This window comes from Bacteroides sp. A1C1 (assembly GCF_004328515.1).
Classification (GTDB): Bacteria; Bacteroidota; Bacteroidia; order Bacteroidales; family Bacteroidaceae; genus Bacteroides; species Bacteroides uniformis.
The window spans coordinates 4,475,048-4,490,747 of the sequence record NZ_CP036491.1; the positions used below are offsets into that span (position 1 = coordinate 4,475,048).

The window sequence follows — 15,700 nt, forward strand, 5'->3', positions numbered from 1 at the left end:
AAAAAGTGACGGCAAATATACAAAAAGTATGCAATATATAAACCTTATGCCTTCTTCTTTTTGTCGATGAATTCGGTAGTTTTGGCAAAAACGAATAACGCTATCGCTGCAACCAATCCTATAGCAGCGAAATAATACCAGATATAATGTGCATTGACACTGGCTGCTTCCCACGCTTCGCGGGTTTCAAACAAGACTGGATCAGGACAATATTTTGTCAGAAGTACCCCCGCAATACCGAACCCGAAAATAGAAGAGAGGAATGAATGAAGATGACTGAAACCGAGGTACATACCTTCTTCGCCCTTGGGGGCCTGCAAAGAGAAGTACTCCAGATAACGCGGTGAGATAAAACATTCTGCCAAAGCTTGCACAACAATGCCAAGCACCATCATCAAAGTAATATTGCTCATGCCGGAAATAATATCGTTGCCCAGCAAATTACCGCATGCCATCAGCAATGCCGATACCGGAATAAGAAACATGCCTATATTCATAGAAGTAATAGCTGTGCGCTTTGCCATCCACCGGGTGATAAAACTTACACAGCAAACCACTACAAACGGGTTTACATTGGCTATCCACCCCGGTTTGGCTGTTTCACCCGCCATACGGATGACATATTTGGGCATAGTTGCATAGAGCTGTTGCTGCACCATCCAAAAGCCGGTTACGATGAGGATAAGAATCAACAAACGCCAATTAGTGATAATACGCAGAAAACCTTGTCCAATTTCACGCATGCTTTTCCCTTCACCTGCTGTATGTGCCGATTTATACAATAAGATGACAGCCAATAATGCCAGCACCGTCATGGCAGCCGAGAAGTAATTGATATAAATATAAGCTTGCTCACCGATAACATTCCGTAGAGGGTCGACCACCGTTTTTCCGGTAAAAGCTCCTATATTCACCATCATATAGAAGATGGAATAGCCGCGAGCACGGGTAGCCTCTGTTGTTTCCTTAGCCACCGATCCCGATATGATAGACTTGATGAACGAACCTCCTACCATGATAACAAACAATACGGGGACAATCATCCAGCGGTCATTACTATCCGGCAATCCTGAAAAACGGGTTGTCTCGCCATACTCCACCAGACCGGCTGCTTCCAGTAGGGTGGGAAGCAATCCCAAGCCCAAATACCCGATGGAAAGCAGTGAGAAAGCAATAATCATCGACTTTCGGAAACCTATCTTATCGGCATATGCGCCCGTAAAGATAGGCAACAAATAGAGCCCTCCCGAAAACAGACCGGAAATCATGCTTGACTCAAAATCATTGAAACCTAAAATATTGGAAAGATAAATGGTAAGAACAATAAATACAGCATAATATGCCATGCGTTCGAACAGTTCTACTGTACTGCTTACCCAAAAAGCTCTGCTGAAGCCTTTGGAAGCGGGTTGGGGTGATGTCATCATCCTTTTGTACGATTAAAATTTATGTATTAAATGAAAAAATAAGTGCAAAAATAGGAAATTAATATCGTGTTTGCAAGATATTAATTTTCTGCAAACACAATATTAATAAGTTGCAGACAAGATATTAACTTCCCATTTATCACTATTTATCTTTTCATTTATATAGAATACTCCGTATCTTTGGACGCTTTTATAAAACGACCATTCATGAAAGATAAAATCGAATTTATAGCTTTTGACGCTGATGACACACTGTGGGAAAGCGAACTTTATATTCAGGAGTTCGAGCACAAATTCTGTAACCTTTTAAGGCAATATCTGCCTGCTTCATCCATATCACAAAGGTTTTTTGAAACAGAAATGAAGAATCTGCATATGTATGGCTATGGGCTGAAGAGCATAATGCTCAGTATGACTGAAACCATCTGCAAAGTGACAGACGGAAACGGGAATATGCATCTTATAGAAGAAGTAATAGGATGGGGACAAGAGCTTCTGCAGAAACCGGTTACACTACTGGAAGGCGTGAAGGAGACCATATCGTCACTTCATGGGAAATATAAATTGGTGTTGGCCACTAAGGGGGACTTGTTCGACCAGAAAAGAAAAATAGAGGCTTCCGGACTGCGAGAATATTTCCATCATATCGAAATTATGAGTGACAAGAAAATCGATGATTACCAGAGGCTGATTGATACATTGGGCTGTCCGCCTGAAAAACTCCTGATGATAGGTAATTCTGTAAAATCAGACATACTTCCGGTATTGGAACTTGGGGGATACGCTGCCCATGTACCATACCACGTGACTTGGGCATACGAGCAACATGAAGGGGAAATACGACATCCCAATTTTATACGATTGGATAGTATCAAAGAAATATTAGATAAGCTATAAGTTATGGGTGAAACTGCATAACTTATAGCTTACTATTGCTTTTTAGAATTGGAAGAAATTCTTAGCGTTATAATAGCTGATATCTTCAATCATCTGGTTTACGCGTTCCATCTCGGAAATAGGAATTTCACCATTTTCTACATCACGGCCTACAAGATTACACAATGTACGGCGGAAATATTCATGGCGCGGATAGGAGAGGAAGGAACGGGAATCGGTCAGCATACCAACAAATCGGCTCAATAAGCTCAGTACAGAAAGGGCATTCATCTGCTTTTCCATACCATCCTTCTGGTCAAGGAACCACCAACCGGAACCGAATTGAATCTTACCGGCAACCGTACCATCCTGGAAGTTACCCAGCATAGTAGCAATGACTTCGTTGGCGCATGGATTCAAATTATAAAGAATAGTCTTGGTCAGCTTACCATTGGAGTTTAAGCGGTCGAGAAATTTAGCCATAGCTTTTGCTGTAGTAAATTCGCCAATGGAATCAAAACCGGTATCAGGACCTAACAGTTTGAACATCTTACTATTGTTGTTGCGAATAGCACCATAATGGAACTGTTGTGTCCAACCTTTCTCCCAATCCATTTCGCCGAACACAACCAGCATGGCCGACTTGAATTTCAGAATTTCCTCCTTCGTCAATCCAGTACCGCCATATACCTTGTTAAAGATAGCCTTAACTTCCGCTCCTGTATAATCCTCGGCATAGAATTCTTCAATTCCGTGGTCAGACAGTTTACATCCTTGTTCCGCGAAAAAATCGTGACGCTTACGCAAGGCAGCAACCATATCGTCAAAGCTGGAAATAGCCACATCGCTCACTTCGGCCAACTTTTCTACATATGCGCGAAAATCGGCAGGAATTTCCACCGCCATTGCTTTATCCGGACGCCAAGTAGGCAACATCTTGATTTCAAAGCCGCTCTCACGTGTCTTGATATGATATTCCAAGGAATCAATAGGATCATCTGTAGTACAAACCACTTCCACGTGATAACGGCGCATCATGCCACGGGCGGAATATTCAGGCTGTTTCAGCTTCTCATTACATTCATCATAAATTTCACGGGCCGTATGAGGATTGAGAATTTTATCGATTCCAAAAGCGGTCTTCAATTCAAGGTGGGTCCAGTGGTACAACGGATTACGGAAAGTATAAGGTACCGTTTCGGCCCACTTTTCAAACTTTTCCCAATCTGTAGTATCCTTACCGGTACAGAAACGTTCGTCCACACCATTGGTACGCATGGCACGCCACTTGTAGTGGTCACCTCCCAACCAAATCTCAGTCAGTGACTTAAACTGATAGTCTTCCGCCACCATTTGAGGAATCAAGTGACAATGATAGTCGATAATCGGCATTTTAGCCGCATGCTCGTGGTACAACTTCTGTGATGTTTCCGTTTGCAACAGAAAGTTTCCGTCCATAAAGTTTTTCATCTTCTTGTGTTTTAAGTATCTAAAAATATTACTTTCTATTTATTACACCTATATAGTATTGATTGTAAAGCTAATAGATCGTATAATTGTTTTTAGTTTTATTAACCGTTATCGAACACAAAAGTAGAAATTTTACTTGGAGAAACAAAATAATTCGTATCTTTGCGGCGAATATTTATAATATTTAAGCTTCAGACGTCTCACCTTTACCGCCTTAGGCAGCATACCTCAAGATGGAAAACAAGAACTATACCATTAAAGACATAGCACGCATGGCCGGCGTCTCTGCCGGCACTGTAGACCGCGTACTGCACAACCGCGGAGACGTATCCGTTTCCAGTAGGGAAAAAGTCCAGAAAGTACTCGACGAGATAGATTATCATCCCAATATGTTTGCCATCGGGCTGGCGGCTAAAAAGCGCTATCATATTGTCTGCATTATACCTTATTATATAGAACATGATTATTGGCATGCTGTAGCAGCGGGAATTGACCGTGCCGCACAAGAATTACGGCCGTTCAATGTTGGGGTTAGCTATCTGTACTATCGGCATGCGGACAAATCCTCCTATAAAGAAGCATGTGCTGTGCTCCGGGAGGAAAATGCCGACGCCGTACTTGTTGCCCCGAATTTCCGAGAGGAGACCATAAAACTCACTACTTATTTGGAGGAAGCGGATATTCCCTATGCATTCATAGACTTCAATATTGAACAGACGCATGCCTTGTGTTATATCGGACAAGATTCCAAAACCAGCGGATACATTGCTGCCAAGATTCTGATGCGTAGCTATGAAAAAGGGCAGGAGCTTGTGTTATTCCTGAGCAATCAGAAAAACAATCCGGCAGAAATCCAGATGCAACGCCGCCTCGAGGGGTTCATGCAATACCTTTCCGAGGAACATAAGGATTTGACTATCCATGACATTGTGTTGCACAAGGAAGATACTGACGGCAACAGACGGATATTGGATGCTTTTTTTAAAGAACATCCCCAAGCCGTACTGGGAGCTGTTTTTAATTCCCGTGTTTATCAAGTGGCAAGTTATCTGCACGAAAAGGGGTGGAAGCTGGCAGGACTTGTGGGATATGACCTTTTACACAAAAATACAGAGTTCCTGAAAACCGGTAAAGTAACCTTTCTCATCGGTCAACGTCCAGGCCTGCAAGGCTATTGTGGCGTAAAGACTTTATGCAACCACGTGGTATTTAAAAGACCGGTCACTGCAGTGAAATACATGCCCATCGACATATTGATGAAGGAAAACATAGACTTTTACTTTGAGTTTGAATAATTAAAAAATTACATATCAACCATTTAAATCATTTTTTAAATGAAAGCATTAAACAAAGAAACTGCTCCCAAAGCACAACGCCCGGAACGCATTATCCAGTTTGGCGAAGGTAATTTCCTTCGCGCATTTGTGGATTGGATTATTTATAACATGAATCAAAAGACCGATTTCAACAGCAATGTGGTAGTAGTCCAACCCATCGATAAAGGTATGGTTAACATGCTGAATGCCCAGGATGACCTTTATCATGTAAATCTGCAAGGTCTGGATAAAGGAGAAACCATCAACAGTCTGACTATGATAGATGTAATCAGCCGTGCCTTAAACCCCTATACTCAAAACGATGAGTTCATGAAATTGGCCGAACAACCGGAAATGCGTTTTGTCATTTCCAACACGACGGAAGCAGGTATAGCCTTTGACCCTGCTTGTAAGCTGACAGATACACCGGCGTCTTCTTATCCGGGCAAACTGACACAGCTGTTGTATCACCGCTTCAAGACATTCAACGGCGACAAGAGCAAAGGGCTGATTATCTTCCCCTGCGAACTCATCTTCCTGAATGGCCACAAGTTGAAGGAGACAATCTATCAATACATTGAATTATGGCAATTGGGTGATGAGTTCAGAGCTTGGTTTGAGGAAGCCTGCGGTGTGTATGCAACACTGGTGGACCGTATCGTTCCAGGATTCCCCCACAAAGACATTGCCGCTATAAAAGAAAAGATACAGTACGATGACAATCTGGTAGTGCAGGCTGAAATTTTCCATTTATGGGTCATCGAGGCTCCGCAAGAAGTCGCCGAAGAATTCCCTGCCGACAAAGCCGGACTGAATGTATTGTTTGTTCCTTCTGAAGAACCTTACCACGAAAGAAAAGTAACCTTGCTGAATGGACCTCATACCGTATTGTCTCCAGTAGCCTATCTGTCGGAGGTAAATATTGTACGCGATGCCTGCCAGCATCCTATAATCGGACAATACATCCATAAAGTGATGTTTGACGAGCTGATGGAAACGTTGAACCTGCCGAAAAACGAATTGAAAAAGTTTGCAGAAGATGTATTGGAGCGCTTCAACAATCCGTTTGTTGACCATGCCGTAACCAGTATTATGCTGAACTCTTTCCCTAAATACCAAACCCGTGACCTTCCTGGCCTGAAAACCTACTTGAAACGTAAAGGAGAACTGCCGAAAGGTCTGGTATTGGGACTGGCTGCCATCATCACGTACTACAAAGGAGGTACCCGCGCAGACGGCACAGAAATCATCCCGAATGATGCTCCCGAAATCATGCAGTTATTGAAAGACCTTTGGGCAACGGGGGATACCCGCAAAGTGGCAGAAGGCGTATTGGCAGCCAAAGACCTTATCTGGGGGGAACACGGAGACTTGAATACCGTTCCAGGATTGACAGACATGATTACCTGCTTCTTAAAATCCATCCAAGAAAAAGGCATGCAGGAAACAGTAAAAGGTATTCTTTAATTCCTATGATTTTAAACAAGCAGACCGTACAAAAGGAGTTTTTATACGGTCTGCTTTATTTATACCACATTTGATGGGAAATAATTAAGCCACAGTTTTCTTTTTTGTCTAAAGGCTTTCCTGCTCTGCTGCCCGCAATATAAAAGTAGTGGCACCAATAGTTACAATGGCTCCATCCTCAATGCGAATACGGTCTTTGTCACCCAAAATTTCATTATTAAGGAAAGTTCCCGTCAGGCTGGGAGCATCGCGTAAGGTATAAATCAACACTCCCTGCTTATTACGCTTTACATTAACGATACAGTGACGCCGGTCCATACTCATATCCGAAGTCTCAATCGGCACATCGATAACATTCCCCACGCAACGCCGGCCTATGATATTGTCACCTTCTTGCAATGGAAGTACCTGCTTAAAACCAAACACGTTCTCAATGACCGTGATGCTGCCAAAAGCCTCTTTAAACTCCGCTTCATCCGGACGTTCTTCCTTTTGAGGGGCTTTCATCTTTGATTTACCTAAACGGATACTGAACTGCTTCTTACACTGGTCACATACAAAGACCAGTGATTGGCCTTCGGTATACTTGGTTTCATCGAATGTTAAGTAATTCTCACATTTGGGACAACGGATACGCTTCATGATAGTTAAAAATTAAAGAATTAAAAAATAAAGCAAGGGTAGATTACTTTCTACTTCTTTAATACCCAAGCGTTCTTATACGTTTCATTCTGGCGAACTCTGTTCAATGCCTGATATGCTTCTGTTTCTGTGCCACAAGACTCAATGCTGACACGCATTTTACCATCTCCAACAATTGCTTTTGCATGAGGGTAACCTTTTTCAATCAGTTGCTTTGCCATTGCTTCGGCATCCTTCTCAGTACCTACACTGGCAATGATGACGTGGTATTTCTGTGCAGAGACAAGTGACGGGGCGACAGTCCCTGCTGTGGTCTTTTGAATTTCACTCTTTGTTGTTACAGATGTTGAAGAGGACACTTCTGCCGCCTGCTGCTTAGGCTGAGAAACAACCGGAGCATTCTGCGCGTTAGCTTGGCCCACCTTAACCTCTCTTACGGCAACCGGAACCACCTTTTTCTTTGCCTTCTGCCCCGTGTTTTTTTGAGCCGACGCTTTCGGAGTGTCGGCCTTCCGGCTAACAACAATCGGATTAATGGCAAGGGATTCCTTTTCTATCATCTCAAAAAGTTCATTCGGAAGTAATTGCGCATAATTTCCTTCAACCACTTCCGTATTCTCTATCGGTGTAGACAAAAAGAAAAACAAGGCAACCACTGCAATCATGGCAACCGCATTCGACAAATAGGAACGGTTGAATTTAATCTCAAACCTTCGCTTTTTGTCTTCCGGCACAACTGGAACAGAATAACGGATGGTCTTTTCCATGTACGGTTTCTTCAGTTCCGCCAGTTCCTGCATTTCAAAACTATCCAACCCATATAAGTAAGGAGTGGTTATCTTGTGGTCATAGGGAACAAAGTCATAAATACCATGAATGGAGTAACGCAATTCGCCAATGTTGGGCAAATCCACCTTACCTTCTTCATGGAGAGCAGTGAATATATGCGCCACTTCTTTTTCTACAATCCGCGTAGCATCAGAAAAATCAGTATCATAGACAGCCATATAGGATTGTACAAGTAAGCCGTCATTCATCTTCAGTTGAGGATTGAAACCGATAATACGGGTAGGGGGCAGAAAAACATTCTCTTCCGCTACTCTCATTGCCGGAGTATAATGAGCTACAAATCCTCCCAAACCGGGAACAATGACACAATCGTTCTCCAATAACAATACTTCTATGTGCTGTGCTAATTCAATCATGCTACAAAAGTAGCGGAAATATCGGATATACGCTAGTTTCAGAGCTTTTTTCTTATCAACAAATTATGAACATTGCACATTGAAAATGTATTTGAAAAAGGTTTTTTGGCAAGAGAAGGAATTTTTACCGGAAAAATTTCTACTTTTGTACCGTTTAACTATACTCGTCAAGAATAGAAAGACAATTGTCCTCGCAAGAGTATACAAACCTAAACACTTAACAAAAGACTATTATGCGTATTATTTTCTGTCTGATGGTTTTCTTGTTCATAGGAAAGAACACGATGCTGGCACAGCAGTTGTCCTCATTCGTAGAATATGGAGCAGCCCTGCATACCGGTGACAATACTCCTCTTTGGCAGGTCAGCAACCAGCAAGGACTCACTTCGCTCGACAACAATACTTACATACGTGGAGGAATATCCTACAAACACCAACTTGGAAAATGGAAGTTTGAAGAAGCACTGGATTTGGTTGCAGCAGCCGGATTCAGCACGACCTCCTTCATTGTACAGCAGGCTTACGTAGACATCCGTTACAAGTGGTTTGGATTCTTTGCCGGAAGCCGGGAACAGAATTCTCCATTGCTGAATCAAGAGCTGAGCAGTGGCGGCATGACCTGGTCGGGTAATGCGCGTCCCATCCCACAAGTACAGATAGGCATACCCGAGTATGTACAGTTGCTACCCCGTTTAGGCCTGAAAGGAGAAATCTCGTACGGATGGTTTACAGATAACAAATACCAGCGGGAGCAAGTCGGAGAAAAATACTGGTACACCAAGAGTATCAAATACCATCATAAAGAAGGGTTCCTGCGTATCGGTATACCCAAAGGAAAATGGCAACTGGAACTCGGAATGACCCTCGACACCCAATTCGGAGGATACAAGATTGGAGGTTCCGAATCGGGAGACTTGGGCAACGGATGGAAGGATTACGTACGCGTATTCTTCCCCGGCCACGGGCGTGAGGACGGACCGGTAGGTGAACATCTGGCTTTCCAAGGCAATTTTCTGGGTAGCGAATATATCAAAATGACTTATCGTCCTAAGGAAGATTTCTCCATCAGCGCCTATCTGGACAATCATTTTGATGACTTCTCCGCCATGGCCAAACTCAACGGTTGGGATGGCTTATGGGGTGTGGAATATAAATCCAACCATAGACAAGCCATCAACGGAATCGTTATCGAATATCTCCAGACTACCAATATGAGCGGTCCACTGCACGGTTTGCAAAATTCTGTAGTAGGTAAGACCGGAGGAGCCGACAACTACTATAACAACGGTTACTACCCAGGATGGGCACATTGGGGTATGGCGATAGCCAATCCGTTGATAGCATCGCCTATCTATAATAAGGATGGCGATATGAGTTTCAAGTACAATCGCGTTAAGGCCCTGCATCTGGGATGGAGCGGCGACATCAGCAGTGAGTGGAGATATGTGGCAAAATTGTCCCACAACAGAACTTGGGGAACTCCTCATCGTCCAATACCCGATATATTAGAAAATTTTTCTACTTTTGCATCGTTTTACTATATTCCCCGTAAATGGAAGGGCTGGTGCTTCAACGCGTCCCTTGCATTGGATATGGGAGAGATATATGGAGACAATTTTGGATTCCAACTGAAAGTACATAAAACATTTTAAGAAAATGAACTACATACAAACAGAGATTGACGGCGTATGGCTGATTGAGCCGAAAGTATTCCATGATGCCCGCGGATACTTTATGGAAGCATTTAAGGAAGAAGAGTTCCGTGCACATGTCGGAAACGTTCACTTCATCCAGGACAATGAGTCCAAATCCTCTTTCGGTGTATTACGTGGTCTTCATTACCAGAAGGGTGATTGCAGCCAGGCCAAACTGGTACGTGTCATTAAGGGAAAAGTGCTGGACGTGGCTGTCGACTTAAGAAAATCTTCTCCCACTTTCGGAAAGTATGTCAGTGTGGAGCTAAGTGAGGAGAACAAAAGACAATTCTTCATTCCGCGTGGTTTTGCCCACGGTTTTCTGGTGCTGAGCGATGAAGCTGTCTTTACATACAAGGTAGACAACGTATACGCACCACAATCCGAGGCATCCATCCGTTTTGACGACGAAACCATCGGTATTGAATGGCCCGTTGCTACGGAACAGCTTCTATTATCAGATAAAGACGGACATGCCGTATCGTTCAAGGATGCGGTCTATTATGAATAAAATATGAAAATAGCCATTGTCGGTACAGGATACGTCGGTTTGGTAACCGGAACCTGCTTTGCGGAAATCGGTGTCAACGTTATTTGCGTAGACACGAACAGTGAAAAGATAGAGTCACTGAAAAAGGGTGTTATTCCTATCTATGAAAATGGACTGGAAGAAATGGTTAGCCGGAATGTGAAAGCAGGACGCCTACAATTCACCACGTCTCTGGAGAGTTGTCTGAATGAGGTGGAAGTGGTATTCAGTGCCGTAGGTACACCACCCGATGAGGATGGAAGTGCCGACTTGAGCTATGTGCTGGAAGTTGCCCGCACCATTGGACGCAATATGCAGAAATATGTGTTGGTGGTAACCAAAAGTACCGTTCCCGTAGGTACTGCCAGAAAAGTGCGGGCTACCATTCAAGAAGAACTTGATAAGAGAGGGATGAACATTGACTTCGATGTCGCTTCGAATCCCGAGTTTCTGAAAGAAGGTAATGCTATCAACGATTTTATGAGTCCCGACCGTGTAGTGGTGGGAGTAGAGTCCGAACGAGCCAAGAAGATAATGAGCAAGCTCTACAAACCATTCCTGCTGAACAACTTCCGTGTCATCTTTATGGACATCCCTTCTGCAGAAATGACAAAGTATGCAGCTAACTCCATGCTTGCCACCCGCATCAGCTTCATGAACGACATTGCCAATTTGTGCGAATTGGTGGGAGCGGATGTAAACATGGTGCGCAGTGGTATCGGTTCGGATACCCGTATCGGACGCAAGTTCCTCTATCCGGGGATAGGTTACGGCGGTTCATGCTTCCCTAAGGATGTAAAGGCACTGATTAAAACGGCTGAACTGAGCGGCTACAAGATGCGTGTACTCCATGCAGTAGAGGAGGTGAACGAGAAACAGAAGAGTATCTTATTCGAAAAGTTGCAGAAGCATTTCAATAATGATTTGGAGGGAAAGACCATTGCCATTTGGGGGCTGGCCTTTAAACCCGAAACAGATGACATGCGTGAAGCCCCGGCCCTGATATTGATTGACAAGCTGCTGAAAGCCGGCTGTAAAGTACGTGCCTACGACCCGGCTGCCATGAACGAATGCCGACGCCGCATAGGAGAAAGTATTTATTATGCGACAGATATGTATGATGCCGCACTGGACGCAGATGCACTGATGCTGGTGACCGAATGGAAAGAATTCCGCCTGCCTTCATGGGCAGTCATCAAGAAGACCATGGAGCAGCCGTTGGTATTGGACGGACGTAATATTTACGACAAGAAAGATATGGAAGAACAAGGTTTCACATATCATTGCATCGGAAAATAAAGTCGCAGAAAGAAGAAAAGAAATAAACAGGGACGTTATGACAATAAAAGGAAGTGCGATTCTCATTGTACTTGTTGTCTCATTAGCCTCATGCAGCAACAGACAAACAGGAGAGGTTTCCGTAAAGGAAGATCTCATTGCAAAGCAACTGTTACAAGGCATCTGGGTGAACGATGAAACAGAAATGCCGTTGATGCGCATCGAAGGGGATACGGTATATTATGCCAACCCGCAAAGCGCTCCCGTATCTTTCAAGGTCGTTCACGATACAATCTACATATACAGCAATGAACCGGTGGCCTATAAGATAGACCGTCAAACGGAATACAGCTTCTGGTTCCACTCGCTGGCCGACGAAGTAATTAAACTGCATAAATCAGAGAATGCAGAAGATTCTTTGGTTTTCACCAGCCGGGAAGTAGAGGTCATTTCCACTACTCCAGAAGTGATAAAGAAAGACAGTATCGTAATATACAAGAATACAAGGTATAGGGGATATGTATATATCAACCCCTCAAAGATGAAGGTTTTCAAGACTTCCTATTCTGAAAATGGAATCAGTGTGGACAATGTGTATTATGATAATGTAATCCATATCTGTGTATACGAAGGGAAGAAGATGCTTTACGGCCAGGACATCACCAAAAAGATGTTTGCGGATATATTCCCTGCCGAAATACTGAATCAGGCCATTCTTGCCGATATGAACTTCATGGGTGTGGACAGTAAGGGATACCATTACCAGGCAACCCTTGGCATACCCGAAAGCTCCGTATACAGTCTGGTAAATATGATTATTGGTTTTGACTGTACAATGAGCATAGAAAAAGCGGAATAAATCCGCTTTTTCTATGTCTTTTCTTCACCACACCACAGTGTTTATTTCTTCTCACCGCCATTCTGTGGCCGTTTGGCACTGGGCTTTCCGCCTTTATTGTTGTTACGGCCATTCTTATTTCCTCCTGGCCTACGTCCGTTTCCATGGCCGCCCCGTCTTCCTCCGTCAAATGCTCTCGGCTTGTATTCTGGTGCTTCACCCAGCTCTTCGGGAACCGATATCTTATAGATATCCCTATCTAGGAATTTTTCGATATTCTTAAAGTTACCCTGCTCCTTTTCGGAAACGAAGGTGATGGCTACGCCGTCATTATTAGCACGCGCCGTACGTCCGATGCGGTGCACATAATCTTCACTGTCGTGGGGAACGTCGTAGTTTATCACCAGACGGATGTCATCGATATCAATACCTCTCGCAACGATATCTGTGGCTACCAGGATATTGATACGTCCTGCCTTGAACTCATACATCACTTCTTCGCGCTGTGCCTGCTCCAAGTCGGAATGCATTTCACCGACGTTCAGTTTCATCTGCTTCAAAGCTTTGGTCACTTCCTTCACTTTCAGTTTGGAAGAAGCAAAGATGATAACGCGTTCCGGTGTCTCCTCTGCAAAGAGGCTACGGATGATGCCCAGCTTCTGATTCTCGTAGCAAACATAGGCTGCCTGCACAATCTTTTCTGCCGGTTTGGAAACAGCCAGCTTCACCTCGGCAGGATTGTTCAGAATGTTACCAGCCAACTGTTGTATCTTAGCAGGCATGGTGGCAGAGAACATGATTGTCTGCCGCTCTTTAGGAAGGAATTTGACAATTTGCATAATATCGTCATAAAATCCCATATCCAGCATCCGGTCTGCTTCATCCAAAATAAAATAAGAGACACGGGAAAGATCTACATAACCAAGGCTAAGATGGGCTATCAAACGCCCCGGGGTAGCAATAACGACATCAGCACCCAGTGTCAACCCTCTTTTCTGCTGCTCGAACAGTATTCCGTCATTACCGCCATACACGGCCACGCTGGAAACCGGCATGAAATAAGAGAAACCTTCCATCTGTTGGTCTATCTGTTGCGCCAACTCGCGGGTAGGAGCCATGACAATGCAATTGATGGCATCGGCAGGGTGTCCGCCTTCTGAGAGCTTGTTCAATATAGGCAACAAATATGCGGCAGTTTTTCCCGTTCCGGTTTGTGCCACTGCTATTAAATCTCGACCTTCGAGTATGACGGGAATTGATTTTTCTTGTATGGGGGTGCACTCTTCAAAGCGCATGGCATCCAGTGCCTCCAGCACATTGCCATTTAAATGTAGTTCTGAAAACTTCATGTATCTCTTTTAAATTTGCGTACAAAGATAGGAAAAAGACTTATAAAATAGACTCTTACAGTAAAAAAATAAGCCCTTGGGACAATAATTATCTCAAGGACTTGCAAATTTGTTTCAAGCATCTGCCTTCAACGGGGAATATCAATGTATGAATCCTTAAATCCCAGAAAGTAAAGTACGCCATCTAAGCCGATGGTGTTGATGGATTGCTTAGCATTGGCAACAACTTTGGGCTTTGCATGAAAAGCGATTCCAAGGCCGGCAATTCCCAGCATGGGCAGGTCGTTGGCACCGTCGCCCACAGCAATAGTCTGCGCAATATCCACTTTTTCCACCTGAGCTATCAAACGCAGCAACTCCGCCTTACGCTTACCGTCAACTACATCACCGAGATAGCGACCGGTCAGTTTGCCATCCTCTATTTCCAGCTCATTGGCATACACATAGTCTATACCGTACTTCTTCTGGAGGTACTGCCCGAAGTAGGTAAACCCTCCCGAAAGAATAGCTATCTTGTAACCGTATTTCTTCAAAACATACATCAGGCGATCCACACCTTCCGTAATGGGAAGATTCTCTGCAATTTCCTGCATCACGGACTCATCCAATCCTTTCAACAAAGCCACTCGTTCGCGAAAGCTCTCAATGAAATCTATCTCACCACGCATGGCACGCTCAGTAATAGCCTTTACCTGGTCGCCCACACCTGCACGTATGGCCAATTCATCAATCACTTCCGTTTCAATCAGAGTAGAGTCCATATCGAAGCAAATGAGGCGACGCATCCGGCGGTACATATTGTCCAACTGGAAAGAGAAATCCATTTCCAGTTCGGTTGCCAGTTTCATCAACTGTTCTTGCATGGCAATGCGGTCTTTCGGAGTGCCCCGAACGGAAAATTCGATGCAGGCGCGTGTACGCGATTCACATTCGTCCAGCGGAATACGTCCTGTAAGGCGCTTGATGGCATCGATATTCATGCCTTGCTCTGCAAGAATACGGGTCACAGCAGATATTTGACGGGCAGACAACTTGCGCCCCAATAAAGTAAGAATATAGCGGTTCTTTCCCTGCATATTCACCCAATCCTCGTACTCTTTGGCAGTAATAGGGTAAAAACGGACAGTCACTCCCAGGGAGGAAGCCTTGAAAAGCAGTTCCTTCATAATGAACCCCGAATGTTGTTCTTCCGTCTTGCATAAAATGCCCAATGAAAGAGTATTATGAATGTCTGCTTGACCAATATCAAGAATAGTAGCATCATATTTGGCCAGAATTTCCGTCACGGAAGCTGTCAGTCCCGGACGGTCTTCACCCGTAATACGTATCAGGATGAGTTCAGTGTTCAATGGTTGCATAAATCATCTTTTTGATAGAATAATAGACTACAAAAGTAAGGAAAATTCCCGCTATTTATGCTAAATAACATAAAAATATGACTCTAAAAAGTGAGAAAAATGCTTGTTTATTTGGAAGTTTGTTTAAGAATTACTTACCTTTGCAGCCGATTTCAGAACTAAAAGCTTTGAATATCAATGGGTTTCTACTCATTTCAAGCTCTGAGAAGACGATGTTCCGGGAAGAAATCACTGTTGAAGGACAGTCCCGG

13 protein-coding genes are annotated in these 15,700 nt (G+C 43.8%); 7 read left to right on the plus strand and 6 right to left on the minus strand.

The features are described from left to right. Positions 1 to 44: 44 nt before the first annotated feature. The gene (locus tag EYA81_RS18960; protein ID WP_009038424.1) at positions 45 to 1,427 is read right to left on the minus strand and encodes an MFS transporter; all 1,383 of its coding nucleotides are present in this window, start codon (positions 1,425 to 1,427) and stop codon (positions 45 to 47) included. A gap of 207 nt (positions 1,428 to 1,634) precedes the next feature. On the opposite strand from EYA81_RS18960, the gene EYA81_RS18965 reads away from it, so the two are divergent. Continuing rightward, on the plus strand, positions 1,635 to 2,324 hold the full coding sequence (locus EYA81_RS18965) for an HAD family hydrolase (RefSeq protein WP_009038423.1): 690 nt from the start codon (positions 1,635 to 1,637) through the stop codon (positions 2,322 to 2,324). Between the two features lie 42 nt (positions 2,325 to 2,366). On the opposite strand, the gene uxaC is transcribed toward EYA81_RS18965, so the two are convergent. Continuing rightward, positions 2,367 to 3,773, minus strand: coding sequence for a glucuronate isomerase (gene uxaC, locus EYA81_RS18970; RefSeq protein ID WP_009038422.1), 1,407 nt, complete (start codon positions 3,771 to 3,773; stop codon positions 2,367 to 2,369). 233 nt (positions 3,774 to 4,006) lie between these two features. On the opposite strand from uxaC, the gene EYA81_RS18975 reads away from it, so the two are divergent. Both EYA81_RS18975 and EYA81_RS18980 read left to right on the plus strand, forming a co-directional pair. Next, positions 4,007 to 5,068, plus strand: a complete 1,062-nt coding sequence (locus EYA81_RS18975; RefSeq protein ID WP_131226395.1) for a substrate-binding domain-containing protein — start codon at positions 4,007 to 4,009, stop codon at positions 5,066 to 5,068. A gap of 39 nt (positions 5,069 to 5,107) precedes the next feature. Next, positions 5,108 to 6,556: a tagaturonate reductase gene (locus EYA81_RS18980; protein ID WP_057253018.1), complete on the plus strand. Its 1,449-nt coding sequence runs from the start codon at positions 5,108 to 5,110 to the stop codon at positions 6,554 to 6,556. 108 nt (positions 6,557 to 6,664) lie between these two features. On the opposite strand, the gene EYA81_RS18985 is transcribed toward EYA81_RS18980, so the two are convergent. Next, positions 6,665 to 7,198 carry an FHA domain-containing protein gene (locus EYA81_RS18985; protein WP_131226396.1) on the minus strand — a complete coding sequence of 178 codons (534 nt, stop codon included), beginning with the start codon at positions 7,196 to 7,198 and terminating at the stop codon, positions 6,665 to 6,667. Between the two features lie 50 nt (positions 7,199 to 7,248). Next, positions 7,249 to 8,403 (minus strand): SPOR domain-containing protein, encoded by a 1,155-nt coding sequence (locus EYA81_RS18990; protein WP_005825483.1) that lies wholly within the window; start codon positions 8,401 to 8,403, stop codon positions 7,249 to 7,251. A 233-nt stretch (positions 8,404 to 8,636) separates the two neighbouring features. On the opposite strand from EYA81_RS18990, the gene EYA81_RS18995 reads away from it, so the two are divergent. The 4 genes from EYA81_RS18995 to EYA81_RS19010 are packed head-to-tail and all read left to right on the plus strand — an operon-like array spanning position 8,637 to position 12,763. After that, the gene (locus EYA81_RS18995; protein WP_005837139.1) at positions 8,637 to 10,055 is read left to right on the plus strand and encodes a capsule assembly Wzi family protein; all 1,419 of its coding nucleotides are present in this window, start codon (positions 8,637 to 8,639) and stop codon (positions 10,053 to 10,055) included. Positions 10,056 to 10,059: 4 nt separating this feature from the next. Beyond that, a complete protein-coding gene (gene rfbC / locus EYA81_RS19000; RefSeq protein ID WP_005825481.1) occupies positions 10,060 to 10,608 on the plus strand; it encodes a dTDP-4-dehydrorhamnose 3,5-epimerase in 549 nt (182 codons plus the stop codon). Between the two features lie 3 nt (positions 10,609 to 10,611). Beyond that, entirely contained in the window at positions 10,612 to 11,925 is a 1,314-nt protein-coding gene (locus tag EYA81_RS19005; protein ID WP_117599646.1) for a UDP-glucose/GDP-mannose dehydrogenase family protein, read from the plus strand. A 37-nt stretch (positions 11,926 to 11,962) separates the two neighbouring features. Continuing rightward, entirely contained in the window at positions 11,963 to 12,763 is an 801-nt protein-coding gene (locus EYA81_RS19010) for a DUF4738 domain-containing protein (protein ID WP_117964587.1), read from the plus strand. A gap of 41 nt (positions 12,764 to 12,804) precedes the next feature. On the opposite strand, the gene EYA81_RS19015 is transcribed toward EYA81_RS19010, so the two are convergent. Both EYA81_RS19015 and serB read right to left on the minus strand, forming a co-directional pair. Next, positions 12,805 to 14,091, minus strand: a complete 1,287-nt coding sequence (locus tag EYA81_RS19015; protein WP_117964586.1) for a DEAD/DEAH box helicase — start codon at positions 14,089 to 14,091, stop codon at positions 12,805 to 12,807. Positions 14,092 to 14,219: 128 nt separating this feature from the next. Further along, positions 14,220 to 15,449 carry a phosphoserine phosphatase SerB gene (gene serB / locus EYA81_RS19020; RefSeq protein WP_117599649.1) on the minus strand — a complete coding sequence of 410 codons (1,230 nt, stop codon included), beginning with the start codon at positions 15,447 to 15,449 and terminating at the stop codon, positions 14,220 to 14,222. Positions 15,450 to 15,700 lie beyond the last annotated feature (251 nt).